Source organism: Janthinobacterium breve (genome assembly GCF_051380895.1).
Taxonomy (GTDB): domain Bacteria; phylum Pseudomonadota; class Gammaproteobacteria; order Burkholderiales; family Burkholderiaceae_D; genus Janthinobacterium.
On record NZ_JBNYXY010000004.1, the window covers coordinates 144,492 to 160,425 of the forward strand.

11 protein-coding genes and 3 tRNA genes are annotated in these 15,934 nt (G+C 63.0%); 9 read left to right on the top strand and 5 right to left on the bottom strand.

Annotated features, from left to right (window positions below):
- Nucleotides 1-61: 61 nt before the first annotated feature.
- On the top strand, nucleotides 62-1,885 hold the full coding sequence (gene kefC, locus ACQ4W0_RS08690) for a glutathione-regulated potassium-efflux system protein KefC (RefSeq protein ID WP_436576399.1): 1,824 nt from the start codon (nucleotides 62-64) through the stop codon (nucleotides 1,883-1,885).
- Between the two features lie 19 nt (nucleotides 1,886-1,904).
- Here kefC and pepF read toward each other — a convergent pair whose 3' ends face one another.
- Together pepF and ACQ4W0_RS08700 are read right to left on the bottom strand one after the other, a co-directional pair.
- Nucleotides 1,905-3,791 carry an oligoendopeptidase F gene (gene pepF / locus ACQ4W0_RS08695; RefSeq protein WP_436576400.1) on the bottom strand — a complete coding sequence of 629 codons (1,887 nt, stop codon included), beginning with the start codon at nucleotides 3,789-3,791 and terminating at the stop codon, nucleotides 1,905-1,907.
- Nucleotides 3,792-3,940: 149 nt separating this feature from the next.
- Complete coding sequence (locus ACQ4W0_RS08700) at nucleotides 3,941-5,269, bottom strand: amidohydrolase (protein WP_436576401.1); 1,329 nt, start codon at nucleotides 5,267-5,269, stop codon at nucleotides 3,941-3,943.
- Nucleotides 5,270-5,465: 196 nt separating this feature from the next.
- Between ACQ4W0_RS08700 and ACQ4W0_RS08705 the strand changes: the two genes are divergently transcribed.
- Nucleotides 5,466-7,163, top strand: a complete 1,698-nt coding sequence (locus ACQ4W0_RS08705) for a methyl-accepting chemotaxis protein (protein ID WP_436576402.1) — start codon at nucleotides 5,466-5,468, stop codon at nucleotides 7,161-7,163.
- A 49-nt stretch (nucleotides 7,164-7,212) separates the two neighbouring features.
- Here the strand turns inward: ACQ4W0_RS08705 and ttcA are convergent, their stop codons facing one another.
- The 3 genes from ttcA to ACQ4W0_RS08720 form a co-directional block, all read right to left on the bottom strand.
- The gene (gene ttcA, locus ACQ4W0_RS08710) at nucleotides 7,213-8,184 is read right to left on the bottom strand and encodes a tRNA 2-thiocytidine(32) synthetase TtcA (protein ID WP_436576403.1); all 972 of its coding nucleotides are present in this window, start codon (nucleotides 8,182-8,184) and stop codon (nucleotides 7,213-7,215) included.
- Complete coding sequence (locus ACQ4W0_RS08715; RefSeq protein WP_046682033.1) at nucleotides 8,181-8,579, bottom strand: dihydroneopterin aldolase; 399 nt, start codon at nucleotides 8,577-8,579, stop codon at nucleotides 8,181-8,183. The genes ttcA and ACQ4W0_RS08715 overlap by 4 nt, the downstream gene beginning before the upstream one ends.
- A gap of 63 nt (nucleotides 8,580-8,642) precedes the next feature.
- Nucleotides 8,643-9,428: an SDR family oxidoreductase gene (locus ACQ4W0_RS08720; RefSeq protein ID WP_436576404.1), complete on the bottom strand. Its 786-nt coding sequence runs from the start codon at nucleotides 9,426-9,428 to the stop codon at nucleotides 8,643-8,645.
- Between the two features lie 101 nt (nucleotides 9,429-9,529).
- Here ACQ4W0_RS08720 and ACQ4W0_RS08725 point away from each other — a divergent pair, with 101 nt between their 5' ends.
- From ACQ4W0_RS08725 to ACQ4W0_RS08755, 7 genes are all read left to right on the top strand, one after another.
- Nucleotides 9,530-10,681, top strand: coding sequence for a class I SAM-dependent methyltransferase (locus ACQ4W0_RS08725; protein ID WP_436576405.1), 1,152 nt, complete (start codon nucleotides 9,530-9,532; stop codon nucleotides 10,679-10,681).
- A 148-nt stretch (nucleotides 10,682-10,829) separates the two neighbouring features.
- Nucleotides 10,830-11,918 carry a J domain-containing protein gene (locus tag ACQ4W0_RS08730; RefSeq protein ID WP_436576406.1) on the top strand — a complete coding sequence of 363 codons (1,089 nt, stop codon included), beginning with the start codon at nucleotides 10,830-10,832 and terminating at the stop codon, nucleotides 11,916-11,918.
- A gap of 63 nt (nucleotides 11,919-11,981) precedes the next feature.
- The gene (locus ACQ4W0_RS08735) at nucleotides 11,982-13,577 is read left to right on the top strand and encodes a DUF3369 domain-containing protein (protein WP_436576407.1); all 1,596 of its coding nucleotides are present in this window, start codon (nucleotides 11,982-11,984) and stop codon (nucleotides 13,575-13,577) included.
- Nucleotides 13,578-13,710: 133 nt separating this feature from the next.
- Nucleotides 13,711-15,357: a response regulator gene (locus tag ACQ4W0_RS08740; RefSeq protein ID WP_436576408.1), complete on the top strand. Its 1,647-nt coding sequence runs from the start codon at nucleotides 13,711-13,713 to the stop codon at nucleotides 15,355-15,357.
- 233 nt (nucleotides 15,358-15,590) lie between these two features.
- Nucleotides 15,591-15,675: transfer RNA gene (locus ACQ4W0_RS08745), tRNA-Tyr, on the top strand.
- A gap of 59 nt (nucleotides 15,676-15,734) precedes the next feature.
- Nucleotides 15,735-15,808, top strand: a tRNA-Gly gene (locus ACQ4W0_RS08750).
- A 43-nt stretch (nucleotides 15,809-15,851) separates the two neighbouring features.
- Nucleotides 15,852-15,926: transfer RNA gene (locus ACQ4W0_RS08755), tRNA-Thr, on the top strand.
- Nucleotides 15,927-15,934: the final 8 nt, after the last annotated feature.

Consider the following 15,934-nt stretch of genomic DNA (forward strand, 5'->3'; position numbering starts at 1 on the left):
CCCCGCCGGCGCCCCACTTCAGGCATGATTGCGATGCCAATCACGTTTTTTCGGAATCCGCATGGAACACCACAGCTTTCTCATCAACATACTGTTTTACCTGGTGGCCGCCATCATCATGGTGCCGCTGGCCAAGCGCCTGGGCATGGGCGCCGTGCTGGGCTACCTGGTAGCTGGCGTCGTCATCGGTCCCTGGGGCTTGGGCCTGATCAAGAATGTCGAGGTGATCCTCAGTTTTTCCGAGTTCGGCGTGGTGCTGCTGTTGTTTTTGATCGGCCTGGAGCTGGAACCGAAGCGTTTGTGGCTGTTGCGCCGCCCGATTTTCGGCTGGGGTGGGGCGCAGGTGGGCGTCGTCAGCGCGGGGCTGTGCGCCGTGGCCATGGCCTTTGGCGTGGACTGGCGCACGGCGCTGGTGGGCGCGCTGGGCCTGTCTCTTTCGTCGACGGCCATCGTGCTGGCCACCCTGGGCGAACGAAAACTGATGAGCACGCCGGCCGGCTCCGCCGGCTTTTCCATTCTGCTGTTCCAGGATATCGCCGCCATTCCCATGATCGCGCTGGTGCCGCTCTTGGGCGGGCTGGTCACACACCGCGGTGAGCCGGGCTGGCTGCGCGTGGCCAAGCTGGCCGCCGTGCTGGCGGCGCTGGTAATCGGCGGGCGCTTCCTGGTGAACCCCATCCTGCGCTTCATCGCCAAAACGGACTTGCGCGAAATCTTCACGGCCTTCGCCCTGCTGCTGGTGATCGCCATTTGCGTGCTGATGGAATCGGTGGGCCTGTCGATGGCGCTGGGCACCTTCATGGCGGGCGTGCTGCTGGCCGACTCCGAATACCGGCATGAGCTGATCAGCGACCTGGAACCGTTCAAGGGGCTGCTCTTGGGCCTGTTCTTCATCGCCGTGGGCATGTCCGTCGATTTCGGCGTGCTGCGCGCCCAGCCCTTGTTGATCCTGGCCCTGGTGGCGGGCCTGCTGGCGGTCAAGATCGCCTTGCTGTACCTGCTGTCGAAGTTTTTTGATATTCCCCGCGGCCAGCAGCTGTTCTTCGCGCTGCTGCTGTCGCAAGGGGGCGAATTCGCCTTCGTCGTGTTTGCCGCTGCCGAGGCCGCGCATGTCTTTGCGTCGCAAACGGCCGCGCTGCTGGTCGTGGTGGTGACCCTGTCGATGGTGGCCACGCCCTTGCTGCTGCTGTTGCACGACAAATTCATCGCGCCGCGCCTGCAAGGCGAAAAGAAGCGCCGCCCCGACGACCATATCGAGGCGCAGGACAACCCCATCGTCATCGCCGGCTTTGGCCGCTTCGGCCAGATCATCGGCCGCCTGCTGGCGGCGAACAAGATCGGCGTGACGGTGCTCGACCACGATCCGGACCAGATCGAGTTGCTGCGCAAGTTCGGTTTCAAGGTATTTTATGGCGACGCCACGCGCGTGGACCTGCTGGTGGCGGCCGGCATCGAGAAGGCGAAGGCGCTGGTGATCGCCATCGACAATGTGGACGACAGCCTGGCCCTGGTCGACGCCGTGCGCCTGCGCCTGCCCGAACTGACGATATTGGCGCGCGCGCGCAACGTCACGCATTACTATGAATTGATGAAGCGCGGCGTGACCCTGATCGAGCGCGAGACCTTCGCTGCGGCGCTGCTGCTGGGCGAGCAGACCTTGCAGCAGGTAGGCTTCAGCGCGGAGCGGGCGCAGCGCGCGGCCGGCATCTTTGGCCGGCATAACCTGAAAACCCTGCTGGAAGTGGCGCCGCACTTCCAGGACCAGCAAAAAGTCATGTCGCTCACGCGCCAGGCGCGCGAGGAACTGGAAGACATGTTCGAGAGCGATGCGGCGGCGTTTGCGGCGGCAGGGGAGGACAAGCCGGCATCAGACCACCTGGCCTGATGCCGTCCTGCGCAGGCACTTACTTACCCCGTTTGCTCTCGATCGCCTCGATCTGGTCCATGATGCCGTTCATGCGCGCCACCAGCGCCTGGTACGGTTTCGGTGAGGCCAGGTCGACGCCGGCCGCCTTCACCAGGTCATACGGGTAGGCCGAGCCGCCCGCGCTGAGCATCTTCAGGTAGGCGGCCAGGGCGCCCGGTTCCTTGTCGAGGATGCGCTGCGCGAAATCCTGCGCCGCCGCGATCGAGGTGGCGTACTGGAACACATAGAAGCCGTGATAAAAATGCGGCACATACGCCCATTCCAGCGCGTAGGCGGGGTCGATGGCCATGACGCCCTGCGCTTCGCCGTGGTAGCGCTTGAGGATGTCGGCATAGATGGCCGTCATCTGCTCGCCCGTCAGCGATTCGCCCTGATCCACCTTGCCGTGGATGGCCGCCTCGAATTCGGCGAACATGGCCTGGCGGAAGAAGGTGCCGCGCAGGTTTTCCAGCGCCGCGCCCAGATACAGCAGGCGTTCGTCGTCATCCTTGGCCTGCTTCAGGCGCGCGTCGAGCAGCAGCGCCTCGTTCGTCGTCGAGGCGATTTCCGCGACAAAGATGCTGTACGGCGCATAGATCGACGGTTGCGCCTTGTTGGCCAGCACCGAGTGCATGGCGTGGCCCCATTCGTGCGTCAGGGTGCTGACGGCTTCGTAATTGTCCGTGTAGTTGAGCAGTACGAACGGATGCACATCATACGCGTCGCCATTCATGTAGGCACCCGCCATCTTGCGCGGGCGCGGATACACATCCATCCAGCGTGCCTCCACGGCGGCGGTCAGCGCTTTCACGTAGTCGGGGCCCAGCGGCGCGACGGAAGCGAGCATCATCTGCTTGCCCTCGGCCAGGGGGAACGTGCGGTCGCTTTTCAGCAGCGGCGCATAGATGTCGTAGTACGCCAGGTCCTTGATGCCCAACATGCGCGCGCGCAGCTTGAAGTAGCGGTGCAAGGTGGGCAGGTTGGCGTTGGTTTGCGCGATCAGGGTCTGGTAGACGGCCGGCGGCAGGTGGTCGGCGTCCAGCGCGGCGCTTTGCGAATCGGCGTAATGGCGCACCTTCGCGTACGCGGCATCCGTTTTCAGCTGGCCGTACAGGGTTTCGCCGAACGTGCGTTCATACTCTTTCCATTTGCCGAAGAAGGCATCGAACACCAGTTTGCGGTCGGCGCGCTGGTCGTCGCCCCGGTATTTGGTATAGGCCGCCTGGTCGAGCCGCACTTGCGTGCCATCCGATAATTTCACTGTCGGCCATGGGATTTCCGCATTGGCCAGGGTACGGTAGACGCTGGCGGCCGAACCCGTCGCCAGGCCGAATTGCGCCACCAGTTGTTCGCCGACCGCGTCCAGCGTATGCGGCGCGCTGCGCAGCATGTTGCTCAATTGAAAGTGATACAGTTGTAAACCCTTGTCTTTGGCCAGCATGGCATCGATGCGTTTGGCGCCCAGGGCGAGGATTTCCGGCTGCAAGAAGGTGCTCGCCTGGGTGAAGTCGTTGCCCAGCAAGGCGGCGCGCTGGTTCAGCTGGTTGCCCTTGCTGTCGCCCGTGTCCTGGTCGTAGTACTGCGCCGCATAGGTGGTGAGCATGTTGACGCGCTTGCGCGCATCGGCGACCAGGTCCAGGCAGCTTTTCAGGCGCACCGGCGATGGCCCCAATTGCCCCTTGCAGGCACCCAGTTGCTGCAGCTGGGACGACAGCTTTTTCGCGTCGGCGTCGAATGCGGCATCGCTGGCGTACAGGGCGCTCAGGTCCCAGCGGTCGGCCGGCCGGTCGCTTGGCGCGGGGGCAGGCGCAGCGAAGGCGGTGGAGAGGGCGAAGCCGAGGGCCAGCAGGGTCAGTACGGGGCGTTTGCGCGCGGTGGTCGTCATACAGTGTCCGTTCATGGTCTGGTTGCAAGGGACGCCGGCACGGGCGTGGCGGCAGACTCCGAGCTTATCGCAGCATGGGGACGAAGGAAAGCACTTCGGGAAGGTGGGGAAGGGAGCGGGGAAGGCCAGCTTCCCCGCAGACTACATGATTACTGTTTCTTGCCCAGCAAATCGAGCAGGATCGACGTTTCCGCCGTGATCGCCGCCTTGATGGTCGGCTGGTACTCGGGCGCCCATTGCGGCGAGTGCGGACCGGCCAGCGGTTTGCCGCTGGCCTTGGCGGCCGCCAGCTTGGCCGGCTCCACCGCGCCGATATGCAGCAGCACGGCTTTTACGCCGGCCTGGCCGTAGTTGGCGAAGTCTTCCGACGTCATCTTGGCGGGCATTTCCGTCACGTTGGCCGCGCCCAGCGATTTTTGCAAGGTCGATACCATGCGCAGGGTCAGGTCCGGGTCGTTGTAGACGGCGTCCGTGCCGGGACGAATTTCCAGCAGCGGCTCTTTCGGCGCGCCGGCGGCAAACGCTTCGCCCTTGACTTCACGCGCGATGCTGGCCAGCACGCGCTTGCGCACGGCATCCTTGAAAGTGCGTACCGTCAGCTGCATGGTGACCTGGTCGGGCACGATGTTGGCCTGGGTGCCGCCATGGATGCTGCCCACCGTGATGACGACGGGGTCCATCGGATTGTTTTCGCGCGAGACCAGCGTTTGCAGTGCCAGCACGATGCGCGCGGCCATCACGACGGGGTCGCGCGTGTCGTGCGGCGCGGCGCCGTGGCCACCCTGGCCATACACGGTGATGCTGATGGTGTCGGCAGCGGCGCGGAAGTAGTCGGCATGGTAGCCGACGGTGCCCGATGGCAGCGTGGCTTCATCGTGGAAGGACAGCGCGTAGTCCGGTTTCGGGAAGCGCGTAAACAAGCCGTCCTTCAGCATGGCGGCCGCGCCCAGCAGCGGTTCCTCGGCCGGCTGGCCCACCAGCATCAGCGTGCCGCTCCATTGCTGGCGGTTGTCGGCCATCAGCTTGGCGCTGCCATACCAGGCCGACATGTGCACGTCGTGGCCGCAGGCATGCATCACGGGCACGCTTTCGCCGGCCGCGTTTTTCGTCACGACGCTGCTGGCAAACGGCAGGCCGGTTTTTTCCAGCACGGGCAGGGCGTCGATTTCCGTGCGCAGCATGACGACGGGGCCGGGGCCGTTGCGCAGGATGGCGACGACGCCCGTGCCGCCGACGCCGGTGGTCACGTCAAAACCCAGCGCCTTGACCTTCTCGGCCAGTTTTTTTGCCGTTTCGACTTCCTGGAACGCCAGCTCCGGGTGGCGGTGCAGGTCCAGGTACAGGCTTTCCACGGCCGGGTAATTGGCCGCGAGCTGGGCCGCGATGGCGGGCGGCAGGGCCGCGCCGTGGGCGCTACCGGCACAGGCGAGCGCGGCGGCGAGGGTGATTTGTTTCAGGGGCAATGCGGAAAATTTCATAGATTTCTTTGAGAGACAGACGGGCGGATACGCGCGGCGCGCCTGTAGTTGCGGAGGAGATTTTTAACTTAACAGAAACATTTCTCAAAATCAATAAACCAGCTACATATATTTCAACAATGTATAATCTGCAATATATTAAATTCCGCAAGGAATTAAAAATATCTTCAACGCATGATTTTAGAGAAAAGACACCATGGGCTTTATCGCAAATATCAAGATCGGCAAGCGCCTGAGTATCGGCTTTGTCCTGATCCTGGCAATGACCGTTCTGATCGCCACTGTGGGCGTGTGGCGCCTGAATGAAGTGGCGACGTCCACGCGCGCCATGATGGCCGAACCGCTGACCAAGGAACGCCTGATTACCGACTGGTATGGCTTGAACTTTGCCTCGATCCGCCGCACGGCCGCCATCGTCAAGAGCAGCGATCCGGCGCTGGGACCGTATTTCAAGGAAGACTCGGCCGCCTCGGTGAAGAAGGCGGCCGAACTGCTCAAGCAGATCGAGCCGCTGGTCGCGGGCGACAAGGAAAAAGCCCTGTTCGCTAAGATCCTCGAGCAGCGCAAGGTGTACAGCGCCTCGCGCGACGGCGCCGTCAAGGCCAAGGCCGATGGCGATGTGGAAGGCGCGGCGAAAATCCTCGATGGCGCGTTCACGCCGGCCGCCCAGGTTTACCAGGACCTGTTGCAGGAACTGGTGACCTTGCAGCGGGAAAGCATCGATGCGACGGCCAAGCAGATCGATGCCTCCGCCGTGCATGACACCACCGTCATCAGCCTGCTGACCCTGTTTGCGGTAGCGTTCGGCGTGTTGTGCTCGTGGCTGCTGACGACGGGCATCACGCGTCCGTTGCGCCAGGCGCTGGCGCTGGCCGAAACGGTGGCAGCCGGCGACCTGACGCAGACCGTCGCCACGACGGCGAAGGATGAAATGGGGGCGCTGCTCACGGCCCTGGGCAATATGAACAACAACCTGGTCAGCATCGTCAGCCAGGTGCGCAGCGGCACGGACAGCATCGCCACGGCATCGTCGGAAATCGCCGCAGGCAACCTGGACCTGTCATCGCGCACGGAACAGCAGGCCGGTTCGCTGGAAGAAACGGCCTCGTCGATGGAAGAACTGACCAGCACCGTCAAGCAGAATGCCGACAATGCGCGCCAGGCCAACCAGCTGGCGATCACGGCGGCCGGCATCGCCAGCCGCGGCGGCTCGGTGGTGGCGGAAGTGGTGGCGACCATGGGCTCGATCAACGAATCGTCGCGCAAGATCGTCGACATCATCAGCGTGATCGACGGCATCGCCTTCCAGACGAATATCCTGGCGCTCAATGCGGCGGTGGAAGCGGCGCGGGCCGGCGAGCAGGGGCGCGGCTTTGCGGTGGTGGCGTCCGAAGTGCGCAACCTGGCGCAGAGGTCAAGCCAGGCGGCCAAGGAAATCAAGGGCTTGATCGACGATTCGGTGAGCAAGGTGGGCATGGGCGCCAAGCTGGTCGACCAGGCCGGCGCGACCATGGATGAAGTGGTCTCCAGCGTCAAGCGCGTGACGGACATCATCGGCGAGATTTCCAGTGCCAGCCAGGAGCAGACGCACGGCATCGGGCAAGTCAATCAGGCCATCACGCAGATGGACCAGGTGACCCAGCAAAATGCGGCGCTGGTGGAAGAGGCGGCGGCCGCCGCCGGTTCGCTGCAACAGCAGGCGCACGGCCTGGCGCAAGTGGTCAGCGTATTCAAGTTGCGCGAACAGCCAGGCTTGCTGCGCCGCCCGGCGCCACAGCCGGCAGTCGCGCGCCCTGCGCCAGTGCCGCGTGTTGCCGCGCGCAGCATGGCCGTCAGGGCGAAGGCGCCGGCCCCCGCGAAAGCGCTGGCCGGCGACGACTGGGAAGCGTTTTAAGTTAAGACAGACGATGGCGCCATCGTCATGATGGCGCCGTGCGTCAAGGTCAGCCTTGCTGCAGCGGGATGGTGCCAAACGTCGTCGGCGTCGAGCACGGTTCTTCGTCAAAGGCGATGTCGCCCATGGGGTTGGCCATGCCGTCCGCCTTCAAATCCTTGAAGCCGAACAGTTTCGGGTCCATCAGGTGCGACGGCGCCACGTTCGACAGCGCCGAGAAGATGCTTTCCACGCGGCCGGGGAATTTCTTGTCCCATTCGCGCATCAGGCCCTTGATCTGCTTGCGCTGCAGGTTTTCCTGCGAACCGCACAGGTCGCACGGGATGATGGGAAAGCCTTTGACTTCCACATAGCGCAACGTATCTTCTTCCTTCACATACGCCATCGGGCGGATGACGATGTGCTTGCCGTCGTCCGACTGCAGCTTGGCCGGCATGCCTTTCAGTTTGCCGCCGAAGAACATATTCAGGAAGAAAGTTTCCAGGATGTCATCGCGATGGTGGCCCAGGGCAATCTTGTTGGCACCTAGCTCGTCGGCCACGCGGTACAGGATGCCGCGGCGCAGGCGCGAGCACAGCGAGCAGGTGGTCTTGCCTTCCGGGATCAGGCGCTTGACGATGCTGTAGGTATCCTGGTTTTCGATGTGGAAGGCCACGCCCAGTTCCGTCAGGTAGGCGGGCAGGATTTCCGGTGGGAAGTTCGGCTGTTTCTGGTCCAGGTTGACGGCGACGATGTCGAAGTGAATCGGCGCGCGTTCGCGCAAGGTCATCAGGATATCCAGCAAGGCATAGCTATCCTTGCCGCCGGACAGGCATACCATCACCTTGTCGCCGTCTTCGATCATATTGAAGTCGCCGATGGCTTGCCCCACCAGGCGGCACAGCCGCTTGTGCAGCTTGTTGTTTTCCAGGGCGATCTTTTCCGCCTTCTTGCGCGCCAGTTTCTGCGCTTCCACGTTGGCCGGGAATTCCACGGCCGTTGTCGTCGCTTCCATCACTGCGCTATTGCTCATGTTGTTCATGCTTCATCCTTGATCTTGAATACTTCCACGCCCACGCCTTCGCAGTCGGGATACACGTCCGGCTTCATGGACGAGACGCGCGCGGCGCGCACGCGCGGGTGCGCCAGCATGGCCGCCAGCACGTCGTCGACCAGGCTTTCCTGCAGCTGCACATGGCCTTGCGCCATGCGCTTGGCGATGGTTTCGCGCATGAAGTCGTAATCGACCACCTCTTCCAGCTGGTCATCCTTCGGCGTCGACAGGGCCAGGGGAATGTACAGGTCGACGTTAATGAGGACGCGCTGCTCGCCCTTTTTCTCGAAGTCGTAGACACCGATGTTGATGAGGACTTCGTAATTGCGCAGGAACAGGCGGCGGCAATCGGCCAGGCGAGGGTGGGACAGGGCGGACGACATAGTTTTACCTTTTAGGGAATGCTTGAATACTCATTTTTGTTGCGTATACAGGATGGCTGCTGATTATTTGGTCAAAAACATGACGTCGCGCGGCAGCCCGATCAAATGCTGGCCGCCATCGACCAACAGGGTAGTGCCCGTCAGCGCGCGCGCGCCGGCCACATAACAGACGCAGTCGGCCACATCCTCGGGCGTGCTGGAACGGCCCAGCGGCGTGTTTTCATGCGCCTTGGCAAAGTTCGCTTCCGTTTGCTCTCCCGAGACCATGGTGATGCCGGGGGCAATGCCCACCACGCGCACTTTCGGCGCCAGCGCCTGGGCCAGCATGGTGGTCGCCGACAGCAGCGCCGCCTTGGACAGGGTGTACGACAAAAAATCAGGATTGAGATTGTACAGTTTTTGGTCCAGCAAGTTGATGACCACGGCTTGCCCGCCTGCCGGGGTGGCCTGATACAGCGCCTGCGCCAGCAGGATGGGGGCGGCCAGGTTGGCGTGCATGTGGGCGTCGAGCGCGGCGACGGAAAAATCGCCGGCATTGTCGTATTCAAACAACGATGCGTTGTTGACCACGCAAGTGACGGGCCCCAGCGCCGCCTGCGCCTGCGGCAACAGCTGGCGCACGGCGTCTTCCTGCGCCAGGTCGCAGGGGAACGCTTGCGCGCGGCGGCCCAGCGCCGTGATTTCCGCCACCAGGCTGAGCGCTTCATCGCGCGAGTCGCGGTAATGGACGGCGATATCCCAGCCGTCGCGCGCCAGGCCCAGCGCAATGGCGCGGCCGATGCGGCGCGCGGCGCCCGTGACGAGGGCGACCCGGGGAGTGCTGTGTGGCAGTGTCGATGCTGGAGTCATGTCTTTATTTTTACTGTGCTTGTGTGTGAAGTGTGCCTGGCCGCCATGGCCCTCATAGCCGACACTGGCGCCGTGGCCCGCCAATTCGCTACAATGCGGGAATGTCTCTTCCCGCACCCGATAGCGACGCGCTGGCCGCGTCCCATGCCTTGCAGCACCTGATTGCCGCCGAAATCGCGCGCAATGATGGCGCCATTCCCTTTGTCCGCTTCATGGAGCTGGCGCTGTATGCGCCTGACCTCGGCTATTACAGCGGCGGCGCCGCCAAGCTGGGCAAAGATGGCGATTTTACAACCGCGCCGGAAATTTCGCCTTTGTTCGGCGCTACCCTGGCCCATGTGGCAGCCGCTATTATGGCGCAAACGGCCCCGCGCATCCTCGAATTCGGCGCCGGCACGGGCAAGCTGGCTTTCGATATCCTGACGGAAGCGGCCAGCGCCGGCATCCCTATAGAACAGTATGCGATCGTCGAATTGTCCGGCGAATTGCGCGCGCGCCAGGAGCTGGCGCTGGCCGCCTTCCCGCAAGTGGTATGGCTCGACGGCTTTCCCGACAGCTTCGAAGGCGCCGTGTTCGGCAATGAGGTGCTGGACGCCATGCCCGTCAACCTGATCAGCAAGACGCCCGCCGGCTGGTGCGAGCTCGATGTCAGCATCGCCGATGGCCAGTTCGTCTTTGTCGAGCGCCTGGCTGGTGTCGACGTGGCCGAGCAGATCGCCGCCCAGGTGCCCGGGGCCGATGCCTTGCCGGTTGGCTATGTCAGCGAAATCCACGGCGTCGCCTGCGGCTTCATGCGCTCGTTGGCGCGCATGCTGACCAATGGCAAGGGCGGCGCGGCCGTGCTGTTCGATTATGGCTTCCCTGCGCACGAGTATTACCTGGACTTGCGCGCCACGGGCACCCTGATGTGCCATTACCGCCACCACGCCCATGCGGAACCGTTTTATCTGCCCGGCTTGCAAGACATCACGGCCCACGTCGACTTCACGGCCATGGCGGTGGCGGCGCAGGACGCCGGCCTCGATGTGCTCGCGTACATGAACCAGGCGTCCTTCCTGTTGGGCGCTGGCATCGGCGATTTGCTGCTGCGCACCGATCCTGAACACGTCAAAACGTACTTGCCGCAAGCCAGCGCCGTGCAAAAGCTGGTCTCACCGGCCGAGATGGGGGAATTGTTCAAGGTGCTGGCGGTGGGGCACCGCGTGGAGTTGCCGGAAGTCCTGTTGTCCGCTGACCGCAGTCATCGCTTGTAAGCGCTGCAATATCAAGGCAGGGCAGTCTCGCCCTGCAATTTCCTGTCCGCCGGTGGTTATTATCTTGTCATATCGTTTATGATGACCGACACAGCACGGTTCCATCCTGCAAGAACCCGTCGCCGCGCACCGATTTCAAGATAGAACGATGGGAAAGATACATACACACTATGACAACCTGAAGGTGGCGCGCCTGGCGCCGCAGGAAGTCATACGTGCCGCGTACAAAGCCCTCAGCCAGAAATACCATCCGGACAAGAATCCCGGCGACGAAAAGGCCGCCCGCATCATGGCGATCCTCAACAGCGCCTACGGCACCTTGTCCGATCCACAACGCCGCAGGGAACACGACGAGTGGATCGCTGCCGAGGAGTGGGAAATCGAATGGCTGGAAAGCACCCACCACGAAGAAGGCAAGAGCCGCGATGGCCGCGCGAAAGGCCATGCCCAGTCGCATGAACACGCGTGGGCGCAGGATGTGCCGCCACCAAAGGGCAAGCCGCGACGCGGTCTGCAGCCCGTCTGGCGCAACTGGCGCTGGTGGCTGAGTTTGCTTGTCTGCCTGTTGCTGGGCTGGCTGGGCGCCTTGCTGATGCTCGACACCTCTCAGCCCGTGCCGGCCGCGCTGGCATCGGCCTGGAGCGGGCTGGCCCGCGATGGCGCCAAGCCCCAGGCGCTGGCGACCACGCCAGCGGCCAGTGTTGCGGCGCCGTCATCGAAAGGCGAGGTCGTGGCAGTCGACAGCTGGGCGGTGGGCAAGCCGTATGCACCGGAACCCCATGAAGCGAAGACGCCCGAGATCCGCGTGCTGGCCGTTTCCCAGCTGAGTCTGAAAGCCATCCAGCCCGTCTGCGATGGCGCAGGCAAGGCAGAATCCGCATCGCTGGTGGCGCCCAATGGCGAACCCTGGCCGACGCATTCCGGCTATGTCGATGGGTTCCCGATCAGTAACAAGGGCGAAGAGCTGGCCGTCAGCATCGACAACGGCAACAATGCCGCGCCCGTGTTCGTCAAACTGTATGACACGGAGCGGCGCTCGAACGTGCGCTACCTGTACATCCTCGCTAACGATAAGCTGCTGGTGGAACAGCTCAGCGCAGGCAAGTATGAAGTGCGCTACCAGGCAGTCGGGCCGGGCCAGGACAATTGTGGCGGCACCACGCGTGGCGGTGCATCGGCACCAGCGCCGGCCGCCGGCGAAGGCGGTACGCAGAATCCTGTTGTAAGCAGCATCTAATCTGATTATGCTTGACATGCCTCAATGCAGCGTCCACATCGAACTTATCCATTAGGAGTATTCATGACCGACCTCAAAGCCGATGCAGATGATAACTGGCTGCTCGACGAGGATGAGCCGGTGGCCAGTCCTGCCGGGCTGGCCGCGCCCGACCAGCGCCTGTGGCGTGTCTTGATCGTCGATGATGATGTGGATGTGCATGCGGTCACGCGGCTGGCGCTGCGCAATGTCAGTTTCAAGGGGCGCGAACTGGAACTTTTCTCCGCCTACAGCGGCCGCGAAGCGTATGACATCCTGCGCGACACGCCCGATATCGCGCTGGTGCTGCTCGACGTGGTGATGGAAACGGATGACGCCGGCCTGATCCTGGCCAAGCGCATCCGCGCCGACCTGAACAACTCCATCGTGCGCGTCGTGCTGCGCACGGGCCAGCCGGGCCAGGCGCCCGAGCAGCGCGTCATCATCGAATACGACATCAACGATTACAAGGCCAAGACGGAACTGACGACGCAGAAGCTGTTTACCACCGTCATCTCGGCCCTGCGCGCCTACGAGAGCCTGATGATGCTCGAGCGCAGCCGCATTGGCCTGGGCAAGATCCTCGCTGGCGCCACCAATCTGTACCAGATCCATTCGCTGCGCGAATTTGCTTCCGGCGTGCTCAACCAGGTCAGCGCCATCCTCGACGTGGGTGCCGACGGCGTGCTGTGCCTGATGCAGGGCGGCGCCGGGCGGCCCGAGGTGGTCGCCGCCACGGGCAGCTATGCCATGCTGGCCGAGTCGGAGGCCTTGCCGGGCGACCATGCGCTCACCCCCACCATCGCCAAGGCGTTTGCGGAAAAGCGCAGCCAGTTCGAACATCCGGCCAATGTGCTGTTCATCCACACGGAAGGCAACCGCGAGCTGGCCATCTCCGTCACGCCACCGTGGCCGCTGGCGCAGATCCAGCGCGATTTGCTGGAAGTGTTTTGCCAGCGCATCGCCGCCGCCTTCGACAACCTGTACATGTTCGGCCAGTTGCGCAAGGCGCAGGAAGCGACCGTGGTGGCGCTGGCCGACCTGGCCGAGTTCCGCGACAGCGACACGGGCGGCCATGTACGGCGGGTGCAGCAATTGTCCGACGCCATCGCCCGCCGCATGCAGCAGCGCGGCGTGTATGCCGACGAGCTCACGCCGCAGTTGCTCGACATGATCGGCCTGGCAAGCATCCTGCACGACGTGGGCAAGGTGGCCACGCCGGACGCCGTGCTGCTCAAGCCGGGCAAGCATACCGACGAGGAGCGGGTGCAGATGCAGCTGCATGCCAGTGTCGGGCGCACCATTCTCGAGCGGGCCGCCAACATGGTCGACGGTGTCAGCTACCTCACGTATGGCGCGCAGATCGCCGGCGGCCACCACGAGCATTTCGATGGCGCCGGCTATCCGAATGGCATCAAGGGGCGCGACATTCCCGTCGCCGCGCGCATCGTCGCCGTGGTCGACGTCTTCGATGCCCTGCTGCACGAGCGGCCCTACAAGGAGCCGTGGCCGTATCCGCAGGTACGCGAATACATCGAACAGCGCAGCGGCAGCCAGTTCGATCCGGAAGTGGTGACGGCGCTGCTGGACCTGATCGACCACGAGCCGCAACTGTGGCATCCGGAGCGCGCCACCGCTTGAGTTGCAACTTCCTTGGCGTTTTTCTGCACGACATCATTCCCTTGCGCGCGGCGCCGTCATATACTCGGCTGCCTCATGCTGGTCGGCGCCACGCACCAGTGTGGCGCGCCGCAGAGTTTTCGGACATTACGACATGAAAGAACTCAAGGGCCTTAGCGCACTGATCATCGAGCCGCATCCCGGCATGCGCGCCAGCCTGCACAATATGCTCAACCTGTGCGGCCTGGCGAAGATCGATGACGCGGCCAGCTCCGGCCAGGCGATCCGCATGCTGGGCAGCAAATCGTATGATTTGATCTTGTGCGAATACGATCTCGACGGCGGGCAGGATGGCCAGCAGATGCTGGAAGACTTGCGCCACCACAAATTAATGCACGCGTCGACCATGTTTTTCATGGTCACGGGCGAGGGCAGCTTCGCCAAGGTAGTCAGTGCTGTCGAGCTGTTGCCCACCGATTACATCCTCAAGCCATTTACCGCTGACAACATGTTGGAGCGCATCGGCCGCGCGCTGGACAAGCGCAATGCCTTCGTGCCCGTCTATGAACTGATCGACGTGGGCAATGAGCGCGCGGCGATCGCTGCCTGCGCCGAGGGTGCCAGCCTGTATCCCCGTTACGCGACCGATTTCCTGCGCCTGCGCGCGGAATTGCATTTGCTGCTGGGCGAGGCGGCCGACGCGGAGCCTATCTACGCAGCCCTGTACGACGCCAAGGCCATCGGCTGGGCGCGCCTGGGACAGGCCAAGACACAGTTTCTGCTGGGCGAGTACGAAGCGGCGCAGGGTACGCTGGAAGGGTTGCTGGAAAACAATAAGCGTTTTCTCGATGCCTATGACTGGCTGGCGCGCACGCATTTGGCGCAAGGCAAGCCGGAACTGGCGCAATCTGCCCTGAGCGAGGCGGTGGCCCTGTCGCCGCATGCCGTGCGCCGCTTGCGCCGCTTGGGCGAGGCGGCCCTGGCGGCCGACGATATCGAGATGGCGGAAAAAGCCCTGAAGCTGGTGGTCAGCAAGGCCAAGTATTCGGAATTTCGTGACCCGGAAGACCATGTGCGTCTGGTGCAGACCCTGGTGCGCAAGGGCGACCCCTTGCAGGTGGGCGCCGTGATCCGCGACCTCGACAAGTCGATGGGCGGGCAAAAGAACACGGAACTGTGCAGCGCCCTGTGCAGTGCCATGCTGCATGCGCATACGGGCAACGAGGAGCGGCTGCAGCAGTCGCTCGACGCCGCCCTGGCCGCCAACCGCCACAGCGTGGGCGGCTCAAACATGCTCAAGACGGAACTGGCGCGCCATTGCCTGGCGCATGGGCGCGAAGACGGCGCGGCCGAGGTGATGCGCGAAGTCATGCGCAATGCGCCCGACAGCGCGGCCATGACGCGCGCCATGGCCGTCTTCGAGCTGGCGGGGCGCGAGGAGCTGGCCAAGGCGCTGGCGCGGCAAAGCCGCCAGGAAGTGGCCGACATGGTGGCGGCAGGCGCCGCCAAGGCGGGAGAAGGCGATTTCCGCGGCGCCGTCGATCTGATGGGGGAGGCCGTCACGCGCCTGCCCGACAATCCGCAAGTGGTGTTCAATGCGGCCGTGGCGGTACTGAAATGCCTGGAACACGAAGGCTGGGATGAGCGCATGGGGCAGCAGGCGCTGACTTTTATTGCCGGTGTACGCCGCCTGGACCCGCGCAACCCCAAATTGCCTGTGTTGTCCGGCCTGCATCAGCAGTTGTTGCGTAAATATAAGCCCCTTGGCAACTCCTGGATGCATCCGCCTGACGCCCGGTAAACAGGCAAAATGCGGGGCGAATGACGGGAAAATGCGGCTTGCCGGCAGGGGCGATAAAAAAAATGCGAAAAAAGACGACTTTTTCGCGCCAACCCTTGCACATTCTCAAATCGGGAGCTTATAATCACGCCCCGAAGCAGCCAACTTCTTCTTTATACGCAAATGCAGCAGTCAGGCATTGGTAAATAAGGTTGACAGTTGTGAGTAGATGCTTCATACTCTGCGGTTCCCGCGGAGGGGTGGCCGAGTGGTTAAAGGCGACAGACTGTAAATCTGTTCTCTATGAGTACGCTGGTTCGAATCCAGCCCCCTCCACCAAGTTTTTGCAAGGAAAACTGGGTAGTAGCAAGTAAGTGAAGATAAGTGAACGATACCTCGCGGGTGTAGCTCAATGGTAGAGCAGAAGCCTTCCAAGCTTACGACGAGGGTTCGATTCCCTTCACCCGCTCCAGTTTCCGTTCAGATGCTTGATGCATCGCATGCAACAAATTACAGCCCTTGTAGCTCAGTGGTAGAGCACTCCCTTGGTAAGGGAGAGGCCACGTGTTCGATCCACGTCAAGGGCACCAGAATTCGC

Excerpts from the sequence above, each read along its gene's own strand:
- ACQ4W0_RS08715 (WP_046682033.1), bottom strand. The coding sequence starts at position 8,579 with ATGTCGTCCGCCCTGTCCCACCCTCGCCTGGCCGATTGCCGCCGCCTG.
- pepF (WP_436576400.1), bottom strand. The coding sequence starts at position 3,791 with ATGACGACCACCGCGCGCAAACGCCCCGTACTGACCCTGCTGGCCCTC.
- ACQ4W0_RS08705 (WP_436576402.1), top strand. The coding sequence starts at position 5,466 with ATGGGCTTTATCGCAAATATCAAGATCGGCAAGCGCCTGAGTATCGGC.
- ACQ4W0_RS08720 (WP_436576404.1), bottom strand. The coding sequence starts at position 9,428 with ATGACTCCAGCATCGACACTGCCACACAGCACTCCCCGGGTCGCCCTC.
- ACQ4W0_RS08735 (WP_436576407.1), top strand. The coding sequence starts at position 11,982 with ATGACCGACCTCAAAGCCGATGCAGATGATAACTGGCTGCTCGACGAG.
- ACQ4W0_RS08725 (WP_436576405.1), top strand. The coding sequence starts at position 9,530 with ATGTCTCTTCCCGCACCCGATAGCGACGCGCTGGCCGCGTCCCATGCC.
- ACQ4W0_RS08730 (WP_436576406.1), top strand. The coding sequence starts at position 10,830 with ATGGGAAAGATACATACACACTATGACAACCTGAAGGTGGCGCGCCTG.
- ACQ4W0_RS08700 (WP_436576401.1), bottom strand. The coding sequence starts at position 5,269 with ATGAAATTTTCCGCATTGCCCCTGAAACAAATCACCCTCGCCGCCGCG.
- ttcA (WP_436576403.1), bottom strand. The coding sequence starts at position 8,184 with ATGAACAACATGAGCAATAGCGCAGTGATGGAAGCGACGACAACGGCC.
- kefC (WP_436576399.1), top strand. The coding sequence starts at position 62 with ATGGAACACCACAGCTTTCTCATCAACATACTGTTTTACCTGGTGGCC.
- ACQ4W0_RS08740 (WP_436576408.1), top strand. The coding sequence starts at position 13,711 with ATGAAAGAACTCAAGGGCCTTAGCGCACTGATCATCGAGCCGCATCCC.